This is a genomic window from Geothrix rubra, from assembly GCF_030268065.1.
Classification (GTDB): domain Bacteria; phylum Acidobacteriota; class Holophagae; order Holophagales; family Holophagaceae; genus Geothrix; species Geothrix rubra.
In genome coordinates this window covers 398,147-414,899 of record NZ_BSDD01000001.1, presented here as the reverse complement: position 1 = coordinate 414,899, position 16,753 = coordinate 398,147, and the positions used below count along the sequence as shown (strand labels likewise).

The window sequence follows — 16,753 nt, the reverse complement described above, 5'->3', positions numbered from 1 at the left end:
GAAGGGATCCCATGCTCGAACGCCTCGTCCGCATGCTCGTCAAGGAATTCATCCAGGTCCTCAGGAACCCGAGGATGCGGGCCGTGCTGTTCGTGATGCCCGTGGCCCAGGTCATCATCATCGGCTATGCGGTAAGCACCGACGTGCGCCACGTGCCCATGGCCGTCTACGACCTCGACCGCACCCCCGCCAGCCGGGACCTGATCTCCTGGTTCGAAGGATCGGGCTGCTTCGACGTCGTACGCCGGATCGCCTCGGAGGCGGAGATCCGGGAGGTGCTCGATACGGGAGAGGCCAAGGCCGTGCTGCGGCTCAACCGGGGCTTCGCCGAGACCCTGGCCGGGGCCGGAAGCGCCAGGGCCCAGTTCCTCCTGGACGGCTCGGACTCCAACACCGCCAGCGTCGCGCTGAGCTACGCCGCCAACCTCTCCGCCGACTTCAACCGTTCGATCCTGGCGCAGCGCTTCTCCCGGACCGCCGGTGTGCGTCTGGAGGCCGAACCCGTCGGGCTCGTGTCCCGCGCCTGGTTCAACGCCAACCTCGACAGCCGCCACTACTTCGTGCCGGGGGTCCTGGCCATGCTCGTGGCCGTGATCACGGTCATCCTCTCCAGCATGTCGATCGTGCGGGAGCGGGAGATCGGCACCATGGAGCAGATCATGGTCACGCCCATCGGACGGCTGGAATTCATCCTGGGCAAGACCATCCCCTTCGCGGTCATCGGCTTCGTCGACGTCGCCCTCATCGCCCTCATCACCGTCTTCTGGTTTCGGGTGCCCATGCTCGGCTTCCCGCCGATCCTGTTCCTCGGCACGGCCTTGTATCTCCTGAGCACCCTCGGCGTGGGCCTCTTCATCTCCACCGTGAGCGCCACCCAGCAGCAGGCCATGATGACGGCGTTCTTCTTCATGCTCCCCGCCTTCATGCTCTCCGGCTTCGTCTATCCCATCGCCAACATGCCCCTGGTCGTGCAGGCCCTCACCTACCTGAATCCCCTGCGGTACTACCTCGTGATCATCCGGGGCGTGTTCCTGAAGGGGCTCGGCCTCCAGGTCCTCTGGCCCCAGATGCTGGCCCTCACCCTGCTCGGGAGCGCCATGCTGCTCCTCGCCGCCGGCAGGTTCAGGAAGACCATGTCCTGAGGCGCCGGCCCCGGACTGCCCCTGCAGGCCGGCCCTGCCTGTCGCTACAATGGAGTCCTGAGGTGCCGATGCTTCCCCTTGCCTCCCGGATCCGTGACCCCCGCCTGCTGCCGCTTGTCGACAAGGTGCTGCGTGGCGAACGGCTGACCTTCGACGACGGCCTCCTGCTCTACGAAACCCCCGACCTGTCCGGTGTGGGCGCCATGGCGAACCACGTCCGGACGCGGCTCCACGGGCGCAAGTCCTACTACGTGGTGAGCCGGCGGCTGTCCTACACCAATGTCTGCTACACCCACTGCCAGTTCTGCGCCTTCCAGGCCAAGCCCGGCGATCCCAGGGCCTATGCCCTGTCGGCAGAGGACATCATCCGCGAGCTGGAGAAGCCGGACAACGCGGGGGTCCGCGAGCTGCACATGACCTCGGGCCACAACCCGAAGCTGAAGATCGACTACTTCGAGGACCTGTTCCGGAAGATCAAGGCCCGCTTCCCGTCCATCCACCTCAAGGTCTTCACCATGATCGAGATGGACTACTACGCCCGCATCTCGGGACTGTCCACCGAGGCCTTCCTGGACCGCTGCCTGGCCGCGGGCCTGGAGAGCTGTCCCGGCGGGGGGGCGGAGATCTTCGACGAGGAGCTGCGCGAGCGGATCTGCATCGGCAAGAAGGACGCCCAGGTCTGGCTGGATACCGCCGCCCTCTGCCACCGCAAGGGGATTCCCACCAACTGCACCATGCTCTACGGCCACATCGAGGAGGCCCGCCACCGGGTGGATCACCTCCTGCGGCTGCGGGACCTGCAGGACCGTTCGCGCGCGGCCGGCTACGAGGGCTTCCTGGCCTTCATCCCCCTCGCCTACCAGAACGAGGAGAACGAGCTGAGCCGCACCCACGTCATCCACGAGACCACGGGGACCCAGGACCTGCGGGAGATCGCCGTGGCCCGGCTGCTGCTCGACAACATCCCGCACATCAAGGCCTACTGGGTGATGATCTCGCCCGGCCTGGCCCAGATCGCCCTCAGCTACGGCGCCGATGACGTGGATGGCACCGTGATCGCCGAGGAGATCGCCCACGATGCCGGGGCGAAGACCCCGCAGGGCCTCACCCAGGGCGACCTGGAGCGGCTCATCCGCGAGGCCGGCTACGAGCCCCTGGAGCGGGACAACCTCTACAACACCTACGAAACCGCTGCCGTCTAATCCACCTTGCGCTTTTCGTAGGTCTTCCCGGGATCCAGGGGGAACGCGAACCGGCTGCCCCACAGGCGGTCGAAGATGGCCGCGCCCTGCGTGGCGAGGACCGGATCGCGGAAGAGGGCTTCCACGTTCCGGGAGTCCAGGAAGTAGCCCTCCTCCCAGTTGCTGGTGCCCACCCAGAGGACGGCGTCGTCCACCACGAGGTACTTGCTGTGGACCGTCCGGGCGAAGGGGATGTGGCCCTCCGAGGCCTCGGGAATGGAGGCGATGCGCACCTCCAGGTTCGGGATCAGGGTGAGGGATTTCAGATGCGGCAGGGCCCGGCCCCCCAGCACCCAGTCGGAGACCAGCAGCTGCACCTTCACGCCCCGCACCGCGGCGGCGCGGAGCGCGTTGTCCAGCACCGGCCAGAAGCGGTCCTGACCCGCCACCGGCGAGTAGGTCAGCAGCTGGACGCGGATCCGCTGCCTCGCCTGGCCCAGCAGCTCCACCAGGGTCCCCAGGGAGGGCCGGATGTCCCCGGGCGTGAGGAAGGGCGGGCTGGCCACGAGCTCCGCATCGGGACGGGCCGTGGAGGGAATCCCCGGCTTCGGGAGGTCCGGCACCTTGTGCGTCTCCGCGAAGCGCCAGTCCACCCCGAAGATCTCCTTAAGGGGGGTCACCAGCCGCGGGTCCGTGGTGCGCACGCCCAGCTCGTGGATCTCCTCCAGGGCCCGCCAGTCGAGGTTCTGGCTGCCGAAGTAGGCTTCCCGGCCGTCCACCAGGAAGTACTTGGCGTGCAGGATCCCGCCGGACACCCCGGTGAGGTCGAAGCTCCGCACTTCGGCCCCGGGGATGGCCTTCAGCCGCGCCACGGAGGCCGGATCCTGGCCGAGCATCTTCGCCGAGAGCAGGAAGCGGATCTTCACGCCGCGGGCCCCGGCCTTCTCCAGCTCCGCCAGCACCGGCTCCAGGGCGCTGTGGGGGCGGTTCGTGACATAGAACTCCCCGAAGTCCAGGCTCTGGCGGGCGGAGCGGATCATGGCCACCCATTCATCCTTGGCATAGGGCAGGCCGGGATCCCCGAGCCCGGTCTCCACCGGCACGGACTGCACCAGGTGGCTCAGGCCGGAGGGCGGGACGGCGGCCAGCCCGAAGGCCGCTCCCGCGACGCAACCAAGGAACAGGCCCCGGAGGGGACGGGTCAGGATCATGGCGACCTCCCCAGGTACCCTGCCCCGGCCGTTGACGCTCCGCAAGGGCCCTGCTGAGCTGGACCCATGGAAACCAAGGCCGAGCTGCGCGCCCACTACATGGCCCTCCGGGGCGCCCTGCCGGCCCCGGAGCGGGAGGCCTCGTCCACGGCCATCGCCGGCCACCTCGGGCGCTTCTGCCGGGATCGCCGCTTCACCCGCATCGGGGCCTTCTGGCCCTTCGGCGCGGAAGTGGACCTGCGGCCGGCCGTGGCCGCCCACCCGGACTGGCTGTGGTTCTTCCCCCGCGTGGCCTCCACCCAGCCGCCCCGTCTGGCCTGGGGCACCGAGCCGCTGGAGAAGGGGCACTGGGGCCTGATGGAGCCGGCCCTGGCCCAGCATTTCCTCCCACCCGTGCAGCTCCTCCTGGTGCCGGGCCTCGCGTTCGACGAGGATGGCTACCGGCTCGGCTATGGCCGGGGCTTCTTCGACGCGCTCCTGGCAAGGCTTCCGGAGGACGTCGTCACCCTGGGCACGGGATTCGAGGCCCAGATGCGCCAGATCGTCCCCGTGGAGCCCCACGACTGGCCCGTCCAGGGCCTCCTGAGCGAGCGCGGGATCCGGTGGCTCACCGCCGATGGCCGGTAGCGGCTATCCCAGCTTCAGGATGCTCGACCCGTCCGCGTAGTCCTCGGTACTGGTCTCCCGCATCTTCTGGAGCACCTGGACGAGGCCGCGGATGCGCTCCACCATCTCGCCGATCTTGGCGAGCTTGGTCTCCTCCGGGTACTTGCGCTGCAGCATCTCCACCTGCATGAGGATGATGGCCAGCGGATTGTTGATCTCATGCTTGAGGGTGCCGGCCATCTTGCGGAAGGAATCCAGGCGTTCGGCGGCCAGGGCCCGCTGCTGCAGCTCCGTGTGGCCCCTCAGCACCTGGAGCCGGTGGTGCAGGGCCTCCCAACGGAACCCTTCCGCCAGCCAATCCGTCGCGCCGGCCTGCATGAGCCGGGGGGTATCCTCCTCCGCGCAGCGCACCACCAGGATCGGGGTCGTCGAGAAGGAGGGATGGTGCCGGTAGGCCAGGATGCAGGCCTCGGGATCCCGCACGCCCTTCGCGTCCACCACCAGGAAGCGGAAGCGCGGCAGGGGCGGGAGGGGCGGTTCCTCCTCCAGGGGGAAGAGCCAGACGTCGCTCACCTCGGCCACGGTCTGGAAGAGCCCCAGGAGGGTCAGCTCGTCCGTCACCAGGCCCAGCAGGGGGCGATTCGGCTCCTCGGGCTGGACATCGGGCCCCTCGGGAAGGAGGATCGACAGCATCTGGTCGTTCCAGGTCCACCTCACTCCGGCCTCCCGGAGGACGCGCTGGGTCCAGGGGTCGGGAACCGGGGAGTGCAGGCCCGCCGGGAAGGCCAGGCGCAGCACATGGCAGCCGCGTTCGGTGTCCCACCGGCCGTCCACGGAGCCGCCACTGCCGAGCTGCATCAGCACCGGTTCCACCAGTCCCGACAGGGCCGTCAGCACGGGCCCGTTCCCGACCCAGGCCGAACCCCGGGGCGCGTCGTCGATGGCCAGGAGGGAACCCCGGATGTGCGCGAGGGGCCCCCACCGGTGGATCACCTCCTCCTGGATCTGCTCCAGGCGCCAGGGGTGTCCGGCCGCCGCGCCCGCTTCGGCCTGGTCCGCCTGCTGGCCATGCTCCATCAGCTCGCAAAGCTGGCTCAGCTGCTGCTGGATGGCCAGGCCGGAGGTGCCCGAAAGCCCCTCGGACCAGCTGCGGAGCCGGCGGATGGGCGTCGCCATGGCGGCCAGGAGCTGCCCGTGCTGGTCGAGCTCCCGCTGACGTTCATGGCGAAGGCGCAACAGTTCCCCGTGGAGCTCCGCCTGGCTCAGGGCCCGCCGGTGGAGCATGGCCTGCCGCAGGGCCAGGGACCCCTGGCGCACGAATGCCTGGAAGAGCGCCAGATCGAACCGGCTGAACGGTTGGCCCTCGGATTCCCGGTCCAGGTAGAGGGCCCCCTGGAGATCCCCCTCCTCGCCGAGGGGCGCGCACATCAGGGAACCCCGGTGCAGCTCCACCAGGCTGAATCCGCCGAACCTCGGGTCCGCCAGCGGCTGGTTGGAAAGCACGGCCGTCTGTTCCCGGCCCACGTAGTCGAGCACGGAACGGGAGAGGCCGATGCCCTCCTGCACGTCACCCACCCGGTAGGCGGTCCGCCAGGTCCCATCGGGCTGTTTCATGACCAGGAACCCGCGATCCCCCCCCAACAGCCGCAGCGATTCATCCAGCAGGCCCTTCACCATGGCCTCGGGGTCCATCTCCCGGAGCAGGTTCTCCGTGGAGCGGTGGAGCAGCTCGATGCCGCGCACCAGGGCCATGGCCTGGGCCGGTTCGGGCTTCACCTCCTGGAAGAGATCGCCCACCCGTTCGATGAAGGTGGCGCCGTCCAGCCCGGGGAACCCCTCGGTGAAGCGGATCGTCCACCCTCCCAGCACCAGCTCGTCCCCGTCCTTGAGGGCGTTCCCATGGGGGTGGTTGATCGGCAGGCCGTTGAGGAAGGTGCCGTTGGATGAATCCAGGTCGCGGACCCACCAGATCCCGCTGTACCGGTTGATCTGCGCATGCTCCCGGGAGAGCTCCGGATGGTTCGGCTGCGCCAGCGTGCAGGTCAGGGGGTCCCGGCCCAGGACACAGCGCTCCTGCAGGCCATGCCGGATGAGCTGGGTTCCCTCCGTCCAGGACAGGTAGGGCATCGGACCTCCACCCAGGCTGTTTCGGGAAGAGGCCGTAAAACCTGAGCTTCGTCAGCCCGGCAAGGTATACCGCGTGGGCTTCGTCCGGCTGGGCCGGAAGAGCAGCAGGGTGTGGCCGATGGTCCAGACGTGCTGCAGCCCCGCCACGGCACCGCAGAGGGCGGCGGCGGCCGTGGCCTCGTCCTCGAAGCTGTTGGGATTGATCTTGACCTTCACCAGCTCGAGGCTGTCCACCATGGTGTCGAGTTCCGCGGCCTGGGCGGGCGTGACACCGCCCTTGCCCACGTGCATGACGGGCTTCAGGTGGTGGGCCTGGGCCTTGAGGAACTGGCGCTGTTTCGGGCTGAGCATCGGAACTCCGGATCCATCCAGTCTATCCTCGAAGGCGAGGTGCCCCATGCTCCGTCGGCTGCTCTTCTCCCTCGCGACCCTGGCCTGCCTGGCCGCCCCGCCCCGGACGATGCGGGTGGACTTTGGCCACACCGGCGATGCCACCAGCGAGACCTTCGGCCTCGACCGCGTGGTGGTGGAGCCCCTGCCCTGGGCCGGGGATCCCGCCAAGGCCCTGGATGCCAGCAACCTGGGCAAGTACTTCTTCGAGGTGGACGACAAGGCCACGGGCAAGGCCCTCTATTCCCGCGGCTTCGCCAGCATCTTCGGCGAGTGGGAGACCACGGACGAAGCCCGGACCCTCCGCCGGACCTTCTCCGAATCCCTGCGCTTCCCGGAGCCCGACGGGCCCGTCCGCATCCACCTGAAGGTGCGCGACGCCGCCAACGCCTTCAAGGACGTCTGGACCTTCGACCTGGATCCCAGGGATCCCTCCATCGACCGGTCCCTGCCGCCCAGCCCCGGGGCCGTCCTGGCCCTGCAGAAGGAGGGGGACCCGGCCGGCAAGGCGGACTTCCTCATCCTGGGCGACGGCTACACCGCCGCCGAGCGGCCCAAGTTCGAGAAGGACGCCCGCCGCCTGATGGAGATGCTCTTCGCCCAGAGCCCCTTCAAGGAGCACCGCGCCGATTTCAACGTGTGGGCCATCTGTCCTCCCGCCCAGGAGAGCGGCATCTCCCGGCCCTCCACCGGAATCCACCGCCACTCCCCCCTGGGCGCCACCTACGACGCCTTCGGCAGCGAACGCTACATCCTCACCTTCGACAACAAGGCCTGGCGGGAGGCCGCCTCCTACGCCCCCTACGAGTTCGTGGAGATCCTGGTGAACGGCCAGACCTACGGGGGCGGCGGCATCTTCAACCTCTTCAGCACCGTGGCCGCCGACAATGCCTACTCCTCCTACGTGTTCGTCCACGAGTTCGGCCACCACTTCGCGGGCCTGGCCGACGAGTACTACACCTCGGACGTGGCCGTGACCAGCAGCCCCGCCCGCCCCGAGCCCTGGGAGCCCAATGTCACCGCGAATCCCAGGCAGCCCAAGTGGGCCGGGCTCCTCAGTCCCGCCGCCCCGCTCCCCACCCCCTGGAAGAAGGCCGAGTTCGAGACCTTCAGCCACGCCATCCAGAAGGAGCGCCGTGCCATCCGGGCCGCCAACAAGCCCGAGTCCGAGATGGACGCCCTCTTCGCCCGGGAGAAGGCCTTCGAGACGAACCTCCTCGGCACCGACGCGCACAGCGGCCAGGTGGGCGCCTTCGAGGGGGCCAACTACGAATCGACCGGCTACTTCCGCAGCCAGGAGGACTGCATCATGTTCACCCGCGACAGCGTGCCCTTCTGTGCCGCCTGCCGCGCCGCCATCGAGCGGGTGATCCGGATGTACGCCAGGTAGCGGACAGGCGACAAAGGCCCGGGGGCTCCGGCCGGGCACCGGCCCTGGGCGCCCCGGGCCCGGCACGGTTGAGATTGAGAAAAATACGCATCAATCGCCTGAGTGCCACTATCCTTTCTTTCCTGGACGGACCATGAACCAGGTGCCTTTGACACGATTGCGGAATGACACGGCGGTCCGGGCCGGGCTCGGTGCAGCCTGCCTCCTTGCCCTCGCCGGCTGCGCCGTGGGCCCGGTCTACCGGACCCCTGCCCCCCCGAAGACGGACCGGTTCGGCCCCTCGGCCCTCCCGGCCTCGGTGGGGTCCGCCGAGGTGCCCGGGGGCGGGACCCAGCGGTTCCTCCCCGGCCCCGTCCCGGAAGCCTGGTGGACGGCCTTCGGCAGCCCGGAGTTGGACCGCCGCATCCAGGCGGCCCTGGCCCACAGCCCCTCCCTGGACGCCGCGCGGGCCTCGCTCCGGCGGTCCGAGGAACTGCTCAGGGCCGCCCGGGGCGCCTGGTTCCCCGCGGCCACCGCCGGCGCCGGGGTGACCCGCGCCAAGCAGAGCCTGGATGCCGGTGGTTCAGGCACGCCCTTCACCCTCTACAACGCCTCGGTGAACGTCTCCTACACGCTGGATCTCTTCGGAGGCATCCGCCATCAGGTGGAGCTCCAGCGGGCGGAGGTGGATGCCCAGCATTGGCTCCTCGAGGGGGCCTCCCTGAGCCTCGCCGCCAACGTGGCCACCGCCACTTTCCAGGAAGCCTCCCTCCAGGAGCAGATCCAGGCCACCGAGAAGGTGGTCACCCTACTCCAGGAGCAGTCCGACCTGGCCGAGAAGCAGTTCGCCATCGGCATCAAGAGCCAGGTCGACCTGCTGGCCATCCACGCGCAGCTGGCCAGCGCCCAGGCCGCGCTCGCGCCCCTCCGGCTCGCCCTGGCCTCCGTCCGGAACCAGCTGGCCGTCCTGCTGGGCCGATTGCCCTCCGAGGGCCTGCCCGCCGGCGGCAGCCTCGACGCCTACCGCCTGCCAGGGGAAGTGCCGATCACCCTGCCCTCGGACGTGGTCCGCCGGCGGCCGGACGTCCGCCTCGCCGAGACCCAGCTCCAGGCTGCGACGGCCCAGGTGGGACTCGCCACCGCGGACCTCTTCCCGCACATCACCCTCGGCGGCGCCTACGGGTCCTCCGCCTCAGAGACCGGGCGCCTCTTCAAGGACGGCACCACGACCTGGAGCCTCGGGCTGAACCTGCTCCAGCCGATCTTCCAGGGTGGAAGCCTCCGGGCCAGGAAACGCGCCGCCGAGGCGGGCCTGGATGCCGCGTCCGCGTCCTACCGTGCCTCGGTCCTCAATGCCTTCCAGAACGTCTCCGACACCCTGAACGCCCTCCAGTTCGACGCCGACGAGCTGGAGGCCCAGTCCAAGGCGGAAGCCGCCGCGGCCAAGTCCCTGGAGATCGTGAAGGCCGAATTCCGCATCGGGTCCGTCAGCTACCTCCAGCTGCTCGACGCCACCCGGCAGTGGCAGCTGGCGCGCCTCGGGTACATCCGCGCCAGGGCCGCCCGCCTCTCCGATACCGCGGCCCTGTATGCCGCCCTCGGTGGGGGCTGGCGGGAGCCGCCTTCCCGGACGCCCCAACCCGCACCTTGATCCCCGTCCCGACCTCCGACCCGCAGCCTGGAGCGCTCCATGGAACTCGAAACCACTCTGGAATCGACCGGCCCCGCCCCGAGCATCGGCAGGCGGATGGTGGTGATGGTCCTGGGAATCCTCGGCCTGGTGGCCCTGCTCGCCTTCTTCTGGTTCGCCGCGATTTCCAAGCAGATGAAAGCCCAGCCCAAAGGCGAATTCCCGCAGACGGTCACGACCGCCGTGGCGGCCTTTGACACCTGGCAGCCCGCCCTCAACGCCGTGGGAAGCCTCCGTGCCATGAAGGGGGCGGATCTGGCCTTCGAGGTATCCGGTGTCGTCACCCAGGTCGCGGCCAACCCCGGGGGGGAGGTGAAGCAGGGACAGCTCCTGGTCCGGCTCAACGACTCGGTCGAGGCCGCCCAGCTCAGGCAGCTCCAGGCGGGGCTGGCCCTGGCGCGCGTCAACCTGTCCCGGGCCAGGGAGCAGCTGGCCATCCATGCCATCAGCCAGGGCGACTTCGACGCCACCGAAGCGGATGTCCGGGTCAAGGAGGCTGCCGTCCAGCAGGCCGCGGCCGTGGTCGCGAAGAAGCGGATCACCGCGCCCTTCGCCGGCCGCGTGGGCATCCTCTCCACCAGCCCGGGGGCCTTCGTCAACTCGGGCGTTCCGGTGGCCACCCTCCAGCAGATGGACCCGATCTACGCGGACTTCTTCCTGCCCCAGCGGGATGCGTCGTCCCTGAAGCCCGGCGAGACGGTCCGACTGTCCCTGGATGCCTTCCCCGGAAAGACCTTCCAGGGACGGGTCACCGCCATCAATCCCAAGGTGGACGGGGCCACCCGGAACATCCAGGTGGAGGCCACGCTTCGCAACCCCGGGCGCGACCTCCTGCCCGGCATGTTCGTGTCCGTGAACATGGAGGTGGGTGCGCGGGAGAAGCACCTCACCCTGCCCCAGACGGCCATCACCTACAACCCCTACGGCGCCACGGTGTTCGTGGCGAAGAAGGCCCAGGTCACGGGGCCGGATGGGCACCCGCGGGAGGGCCTGGTGGCCGAGCAGGTGTTCGTCACCACGGGACCGTCCCGGGGCGACCAGGTGGCCATCCTCAAGGGCCTGGAACCCGGGACGGTGGTGGTCACCAGCGGGGGGCTGAAGCTGAAGAACGGGACTCCGCTCATCGTGAACAACAGCCGACCGCCCAGCGACGATCCCAATCCCGCCCCCCAGGAACAGTGAGGGAGGGACGATGAAGTTCACCGACCTCTTCATCCGCAAGCCGGTCCTGGCAGTGGTGATCAGCCTGCTGATCGTCGTGCTGGGGCTGCGCTCGATCTTCAACCTCCCGGTCAACCAGTTCCCCAAGACCGAAAGCGCCGTCGTCACCATCAGCACCGCCTACTACGGTGCCGACGCCAGGACGGTGGCCGGGTTCATCACCCAGCCCCTCGAGCAGTCCATCGCCCAGGCCCAGGGCATCGACTACATGTCCTCCAGCAGCGTGAACAGCAACTCCACCATCACCTGCACCCTCCGGCTCAACTACAGCGCGAACAAGGCCCTCACCGAGATCACCACCCGGGTGAACGCGGTGAAGAACCAGCTGCCGCCGCAGGCCCAGGCACCCGTCATCACCGTCCAGGCGGGCGACACGACGGACGCCATGTACATGGGCTTCTTCAGCGGCGTCCTGCCGACCAACAACATCACGGACTTCCTGTCCAGGGTGGTCAAGCCCAAGCTCGACTCCATCGAGGGGGTCCAGACCGCGGAAATCCTGGGTGCACGGAACTTCGCGCTGCGCGCCTGGCTCGACCCCCAGCGCATGGCCGCCCACGGCGTCACTGCCGCGGATGTCTACGCGGCGATGGCCGCCAACAACTACCTGTCCGCCGTGGGCACCACCAAGGGCCAGATGGTGAGCGTGGACCTCACCGCGAACACCGACCTCCACTCCGTGGACGAGTTCAGGCAGCTGATCATCCGCCAGGACAAGGGCGCCGTGGTCCGCCTCCAGGACGTGGCCCAGGTGGTCCTCGGCGCCGACGACTACAACTTCAACGTGGCCTTCGACGGGCAGCAGTCGGTCTTCATCGGCATCAAGGTGGCCCCCGAGGCCAACATCCTCGACGTGGCCAAGCGCGTCAAGGCGGCCTTCCCCGGCATCCAGCAGCAGCTTCCCACCGGCGTGACCGGGAAGGTCGTCTACGACGCGACCCACTTCATCAACACCTCGATCGATGAGGTGATCAAGACCCTCGTCGAAGCGCTCCTGATCGTGACGCTGGTGATCTACCTGTTCCTCGGCACCTTCCGGGCCGTGACGGTCCCGGTGATCGCCATGCCTCTGTCCCTTGTCGGCACCTTCTTCGTGATGCTGGCCTTCGGCTACTCCATCAACCTCCTGACCCTGCTGGCCCTGGTGCTGGCCATCGGCCTGGTGGTGGACGACGCGATCATCGTGGTGGAGAACGCGGACCGCCACATGAAGGAGGGCAAGCCGCCCTTCGAGGCGGCCATCATGGCCGCCCGTGAGCTCGGGGGACCGATCCTCGCCATGACCGTGGTGCTGGTGGCGGTGTACGTGCCCATCGGCTTCCAGGGGGGCCTGACGGGCAGCCTGTTCACCGAATTCGCCTTCACCCTCGCGGGCTCCGTGGCCGTCTCCGGCATCGTGGCCCTCACGCTGTCGCCCATGATGTGCTCCCGGTTCTTCCGGCCCGAGCAGGACAGCGGACGCTTCGTCAAGTTCATCGACGGCCAGTTCGAGTGGCTCCACGACCATTACCATCGCCTGCTGAGGAGCCTCCTCGCCACCTGGCAGGTGCCGGTGGCCGGAGGCGTCATCCTGCTTCTCCTGATGATTCCCCTGTTCAAGTTCTCCAAGTCGGAGCTGGCGCCGGCCGAGGACCAGGGCCTGGTCCTCTACAACCTCCAGGGCCCGCCCAATGCCACCCCCCAGCAGATGCTGGGCTATGCGCACCAGGCCTTCGACACCGCCCGGACCACCCCCGAGTACCAGCAGATGTTCCAGCTGACGGGCGTGCCCACCCCGAACCAGGGGATCGGCGGCATGCTGCTGAAGGGCTGGGACGAGCGGACACGCAGCGCCGACGAGATCCAGCAGGCGTTCCAGAAGCAGCTCGGATCCATTCCGGGCGCCAAGGCCGTCGTCTTCCAGAAGCCCCCGCTGCCCGGCAGCCAGGGCCTGCCCTTGCAGTTCGTGATCAAGACCACGCAGCCCTTCCAGAACCTCTATGAAGTCTCCCAGGCCGTCCTCGACAAGGCCCGCAAGAGCGGGATGTTCTTCTTCGTGGATTCGGACCTGAAGATCGACAAGCCGGAGTACACGGTCAGGGTGGATCGCGACATGACCGCCCAGCTGGGGCTCACCCAGCAGGACGTGGGCAGCTCGCTCAGCGCGGCTCTGGGTGGCGGCTACGTGAACTACTTCTCCATCGGCGGCCGCTCCTATCGCGTCATCCCCCAGGTGCTCCAGAAGGACCGTCTCAACCCCGCCCAGGTCCTGGACTACTACGTCCGCACGCCCTCCGGCCAGGTGGTTCCCGCCGCGACCATGGCCTCGCTGAAGCAGTCCGTCGTGCCGGAATCCATCGCCCACTTCCAGCAGCTGAACTCCGCCACCATCTCCGGGGTCTACAACCCCGCGAAATCCCAGGCGGAGGTGCTCCAGTTCATGAACGACGCCCTCCGCGAGGTGGCCCCCAGCGGCTACACCGCCGACTATTCGGGCGTCTCCCGGCAGTACGTCCAGGAGTCCGGCGGGTTCGCGGTGACCATGCTGTTCGCCATCATCATCGTCTTCCTGGCGCTGGCGGCCCAGTTCAACAGCTTCCGGGACCCGGTGATCATCCTCATCTCCGTGCCCATGGCCCTGTTCGGGGCCATGGTCTTCATCTCCTCCCTGCCGATGCTCGGCGCCTTCCTGCCCCGCCTCGGGATCACCAAGGTCTCGCTGAACATTTACACCCAGGTGGGCCTGGTGACCCTGATGGGCCTCATCAGCAAGCACGGCATCCTCATCGTGCAGTTCGCCAATGAGCTGCAACGGTCGGGGCACCGCAAGCTGGACGCCATCCTGGAGGCCGCCTCCATCCGGCTCCGCCCCATCCTCATGACCAGCGCCGCCATGGTGCTGGGCGTGTTCCCCCTGGTGATCGCGGATGGGGCCGGTGCGGCCGGGCGCATCAACATGGGCGTGGTGATCTTCACCGGACTCTCCCTCGGCACCCTGTTCACCCTGTTCGTCGTGCCGGCCTTCTACATGCTGCTGGGCGCCGACCACCATGCAGAGCAGGCCCGCGCCGTCGAAGCGGGCCACTGACCCTTCCAGATCCCCCCCACGGGCCCGAAGGGCCGGCCTACGGCGCGCCCAGGACCCGCCGCAGGAGCCGCCCGGCCAGGGCCGCGGCGAAGGCCACACCGAATCCGAGAACCGCCATCATGACGACCTCCAGGGGCCACAGGTTGTGGGAGGTGGGATCCCGGAGCGTGTCCACGATCACGCGGGCCATCACGGCCAAGGGGACGGCCGCCCCGGCGGCGACGGTGGCCTTCGACAGGCCGAGCCGGGTCCACCCCGAGGCCCAGGCCGCGACGCCCAGGAAAGCCAGGGTTCCGAGGATGGCCGGAGGGGTGGAGAAGCTGAACCGGTTGTAGGGTGCCAGCCACCAGGGGATCCCGGCTGCGAAGAACGCCAGGCCCAGGCACCCGAGGAAGGCCCGGGCCATGGGGTCGCGGTCGATCGCCATGTCAGTCCTCCACGGGTCCGGAGGCCAGCGCGAGGGGCGAATCGCCTGCCCCCATCAGCCGCTCGCGCCGCGCCTTCAGGATCCGATCACGGATGTCCGCCGCCTCCTCGAACTTCATGTGGGAGGCCAGCTCCTTCATGCGCTTCTCCAGCTTGGCCACTTCGCGCTCGAAGGCCTTGTCTTCCAGGTAGAGGAGCGGTTCCTCGGCGGCCTGTTCCTCCTTGGCGACGTTGATGAACTCCCGGGCCAGGGCCTCACCCATGACGTCGTCCAGGTTCCGCTTCACGGTTTCGGGGGTGATGCCGTGCTCGGCATTGTGGGCCAGCTGCTTCTGCCGGCGCCGGTCGGTCTCGCCGATGGCCTGCTTCATGGAGCCGGTCATCACGTCCGCGTACAGGATGGCCTTGCCGTTCACGTGGCGGGCCGCCCGGCCGATGGTCTGGATCAGGCTGCGCGTGTTGCGGAGGAAGCCCTCCTTGTCCGCATCCAGGATGGCCACCAGGCTCACTTCCGGCAGGTCCAGGCCCTCCCGCAGCAGGTTGATGCCGATGAGGACGTCGAACACCCCCCTGCGCAGGTTCTTCAGCAGCTCCACCCGCTCCAGGGTGTCGATCTCGCTGTGCAGGTACTCGGCCTTGATGCCCAGCTCCTGGTAGTAGGCCGTGAGCTGCTCCGCCAGCTTCTTGGTGAGCACCGTCACCAGCACCCGCTCGTCCCGGGCCACGGTCCTCCGGATCTCCTCCAGCAGGTCGTCCACCTGGGTGCCCACGGGACGGACCTCCACGAGGGGATCCACCAGCCCCGTGGGCCGGACCACCTGCTCCACCACCACGCCGCCACACTGCTGGAGTTCGTAGTCGCCCGGCGTCGCCGAGACATAGATCACCTGTTTGACCCGGCTCTCGAACTCCTCGAACTTGAGCGGGCGGTTGTCCAGCGCGGAGGGGAGGCGGAACCCGTAGTCCACCAGGGTGGTCTTCCGGGACCGGTCGCCGTTGTACATGCCGTGGAGCTGGCCGGTGGCCACGTGGCTCTCGTCCATGAAGACGATGAAGTCCTCGGGGAAGTAGTCGAGCAGCGTATGGGGCGGCTCGCCCGGCTGGCGGCCGTCCAGGAAGCGGCTGTAGTTCTCGATGCCGCTGCAGTAGCCCATCTCCTTCATCATCTCGACGTCGTAGATGACCCGCTGATGGAGGCGCTGCAGCTCCACGATCTTCCCCTGGGCCCGGAAGGCATCCTCGCGGGCCTCCAGCTCGTCCTTGATGTCGCGGATGGCGGCCTTGAGCTTGTCCTCGGGCGTGACGTAGTGCGTCTTGGGCCAGATGGTGAGCTCCTCCAGCTTCTCCATCACCACGCCCCGCAGGGGGTCGATCTTCGACAGGCGCTCCACCTCGTCGCCCCAGAGCTCGATGCGGTAGGCGACGTCCTCATAGGCCGGGTAGACCTCCACCACGTCGCCCCGGACCCGGAAGACGCCGGGCTCGAAGCTGAGGTGGTTCCGCTGGTACTGGATGGCCACCAGGTCCCGCAGCAGCATGGCGCGGTCGATGGTCTGGCCGGGTTTCAGCGTCACGGAGAGGTTCAGGTACGAGGAGGGATCGCCCAGGCCGTAGATGCAGCTCACCGAGGCCACCACGATGGTGTCTCGGCGCTCCAGCAGGCAGCGGGTGGCGCTGAGGCGGAGCTTCTCCAGCTCCTCGTTGATCTTGGCGTCCTTGTCGATGAACAGGTCCCGCTCGGGCACGTAGGCCTCGGGCTGGTAGTAGTCGTAGTAGCTGACGAAGTACTCGACGGCGTTCTCGGGGAAAAACTGCTTGAACTCGCTGAAGAGCTGCGCGGCCAGGGTCTTGTTCGGCGCGAAGATGAGGGCCGGACGGCCCGCGCGGGCGATGGTGGAGGCCATGGTGTAGGTCTTCCCCGAGCCTGTTACGCCGAGCAGGGTCTGCCACCGCTCGCCGCGCGCCAGGCCGTCCACCAGCTGGGCGATGGCCTCGGGCTGGTCGCCGGCGGGCTGGTAGGGGGCGTGCAGCTTGAAGGGGATGGCGCGCGGCATGGTTCCAGCAAACCACCGGCGGGCCGGAAGTCAATTCGTCATGGGGCGCCCTGGCCTCCCCCGGTCCCGAGAGGGAGCACATTGACACTCCGTCAAAAAAAGAAGCGAGCACCCTCCGCCAGCGGCATTCGGAGTGCCCCAGGTCACGACTTTGCGAAGGAAGCTCGCCGGGTCCCGGCCCATGCGGCTAGAGTCATCACGTCCAGTTAGGATGTAGGCACAAGGCCGCTGGCGCCCGTGGACAGGCACGGCGGCACCCCCGGGGATGG

General features: G+C 68.4%; 12 protein-coding genes. 7 read left to right on the top strand and 5 right to left on the bottom strand.

Annotation, left to right across the window (positions count from 1 at the left end; translation table 11 throughout):
* The first annotated feature begins 11 nt into the window (after nt 1-11).
* Both QSJ33_RS01810 and mqnE read left to right on the top strand, forming a co-directional pair.
* Nucleotides 12-1,142 carry an ABC transporter permease gene (locus QSJ33_RS01810; protein ID WP_285722442.1) on the top strand — a complete coding sequence of 377 codons (1,131 nt, stop codon included), beginning with the start codon at nt 12-14 and terminating at the stop codon, nt 1,140-1,142.
* Nucleotides 1,143-1,210: 68 nt separating this feature from the next.
* Nucleotides 1,211-2,344 carry an aminofutalosine synthase MqnE gene (gene mqnE, locus QSJ33_RS01805; protein ID WP_285723411.1) on the top strand — a complete coding sequence of 378 codons (1,134 nt, stop codon included), beginning with the start codon at nt 1,211-1,213 and terminating at the stop codon, nt 2,342-2,344.
* Here mqnE and QSJ33_RS01800 read toward each other — a convergent pair.
* Nucleotides 2,341-3,534: a phospholipase D-like domain-containing protein gene (locus tag QSJ33_RS01800; RefSeq protein ID WP_285722441.1), complete on the bottom strand. Its 1,194-nt coding sequence runs from the start codon at nt 3,532-3,534 to the stop codon at nt 2,341-2,343. The two genes, mqnE and QSJ33_RS01800, sit on opposite strands and share 4 nt — an antisense overlap.
* Nucleotides 3,535-3,600: 66 nt before the next feature.
* On the opposite strand from QSJ33_RS01800, the gene QSJ33_RS01795 reads away from it, so the two are divergent.
* Nucleotides 3,601-4,161 carry a 5-formyltetrahydrofolate cyclo-ligase gene (locus QSJ33_RS01795; protein WP_285722440.1) on the top strand — a complete coding sequence of 187 codons (561 nt, stop codon included), beginning with the start codon at nt 3,601-3,603 and terminating at the stop codon, nt 4,159-4,161.
* Nucleotides 4,162-4,164: 3 nt separating this feature from the next.
* Here the strand turns inward: QSJ33_RS01795 and QSJ33_RS01790 are convergent, their stop codons facing one another.
* Entirely contained in the window at nt 4,165-6,267 is a 2,103-nt protein-coding gene (locus tag QSJ33_RS01790) for an FHA domain-containing protein (protein ID WP_285722439.1), read from the bottom strand.
* Nucleotides 6,268-6,318: 51 nt separating this feature from the next.
* Entirely contained in the window at nt 6,319-6,618 is a 300-nt protein-coding gene (locus QSJ33_RS01785) for a YhbY family RNA-binding protein (protein WP_285722437.1), read from the bottom strand.
* 46 nt (nt 6,619-6,664) lie between these two features.
* Here QSJ33_RS01785 and QSJ33_RS01780 point away from each other — a divergent pair, with 46 nt between their 5' ends.
* The 4 genes from QSJ33_RS01780 to QSJ33_RS01765 all read left to right on the top strand — a co-directional run bounded on the left by QSJ33_RS01780 (nt 6,665) and on the right by QSJ33_RS01765 (nt 14,004).
* Nucleotides 6,665-8,047 carry an IgA Peptidase M64 gene (locus QSJ33_RS01780; RefSeq protein WP_285722435.1) on the top strand — a complete coding sequence of 461 codons (1,383 nt, stop codon included), beginning with the start codon at nt 6,665-6,667 and terminating at the stop codon, nt 8,045-8,047.
* 133 nt (nt 8,048-8,180) lie between these two features.
* Complete coding sequence (locus QSJ33_RS01775) at nt 8,181-9,677, top strand: efflux transporter outer membrane subunit (protein WP_285722433.1); 1,497 nt, start codon at nt 8,181-8,183, stop codon at nt 9,675-9,677.
* A 39-nt stretch (nt 9,678-9,716) separates the two neighbouring features.
* The gene (locus QSJ33_RS01770) at nt 9,717-10,898 is read left to right on the top strand and encodes an efflux RND transporter periplasmic adaptor subunit (RefSeq protein WP_285722431.1); all 1,182 of its coding nucleotides are present in this window, start codon (nt 9,717-9,719) and stop codon (nt 10,896-10,898) included.
* 10 nt (nt 10,899-10,908) lie between these two features.
* Nucleotides 10,909-14,004, top strand: coding sequence for an efflux RND transporter permease subunit (locus QSJ33_RS01765; protein WP_285722429.1), 3,096 nt, complete (start codon nt 10,909-10,911; stop codon nt 14,002-14,004).
* 37 nt (nt 14,005-14,041) lie between these two features.
* Here the strand turns inward: QSJ33_RS01765 and QSJ33_RS01760 are convergent, their stop codons facing one another.
* Both QSJ33_RS01760 and uvrB read right to left on the bottom strand, forming a co-directional pair.
* A complete protein-coding gene (locus QSJ33_RS01760) occupies nt 14,042-14,431 on the bottom strand; it encodes a hypothetical protein (RefSeq protein WP_285722427.1) in 390 nt (129 codons plus the stop codon).
* Between the two features lies 1 nt (nt 14,432).
* The gene (gene uvrB / locus QSJ33_RS01755) at nt 14,433-16,484 is read right to left on the bottom strand and encodes an excinuclease ABC subunit UvrB (protein WP_285722425.1); all 2,052 of its coding nucleotides are present in this window, start codon (nt 16,482-16,484) and stop codon (nt 14,433-14,435) included.
* Nucleotides 16,485-16,753: the final 269 nt, after the last annotated feature.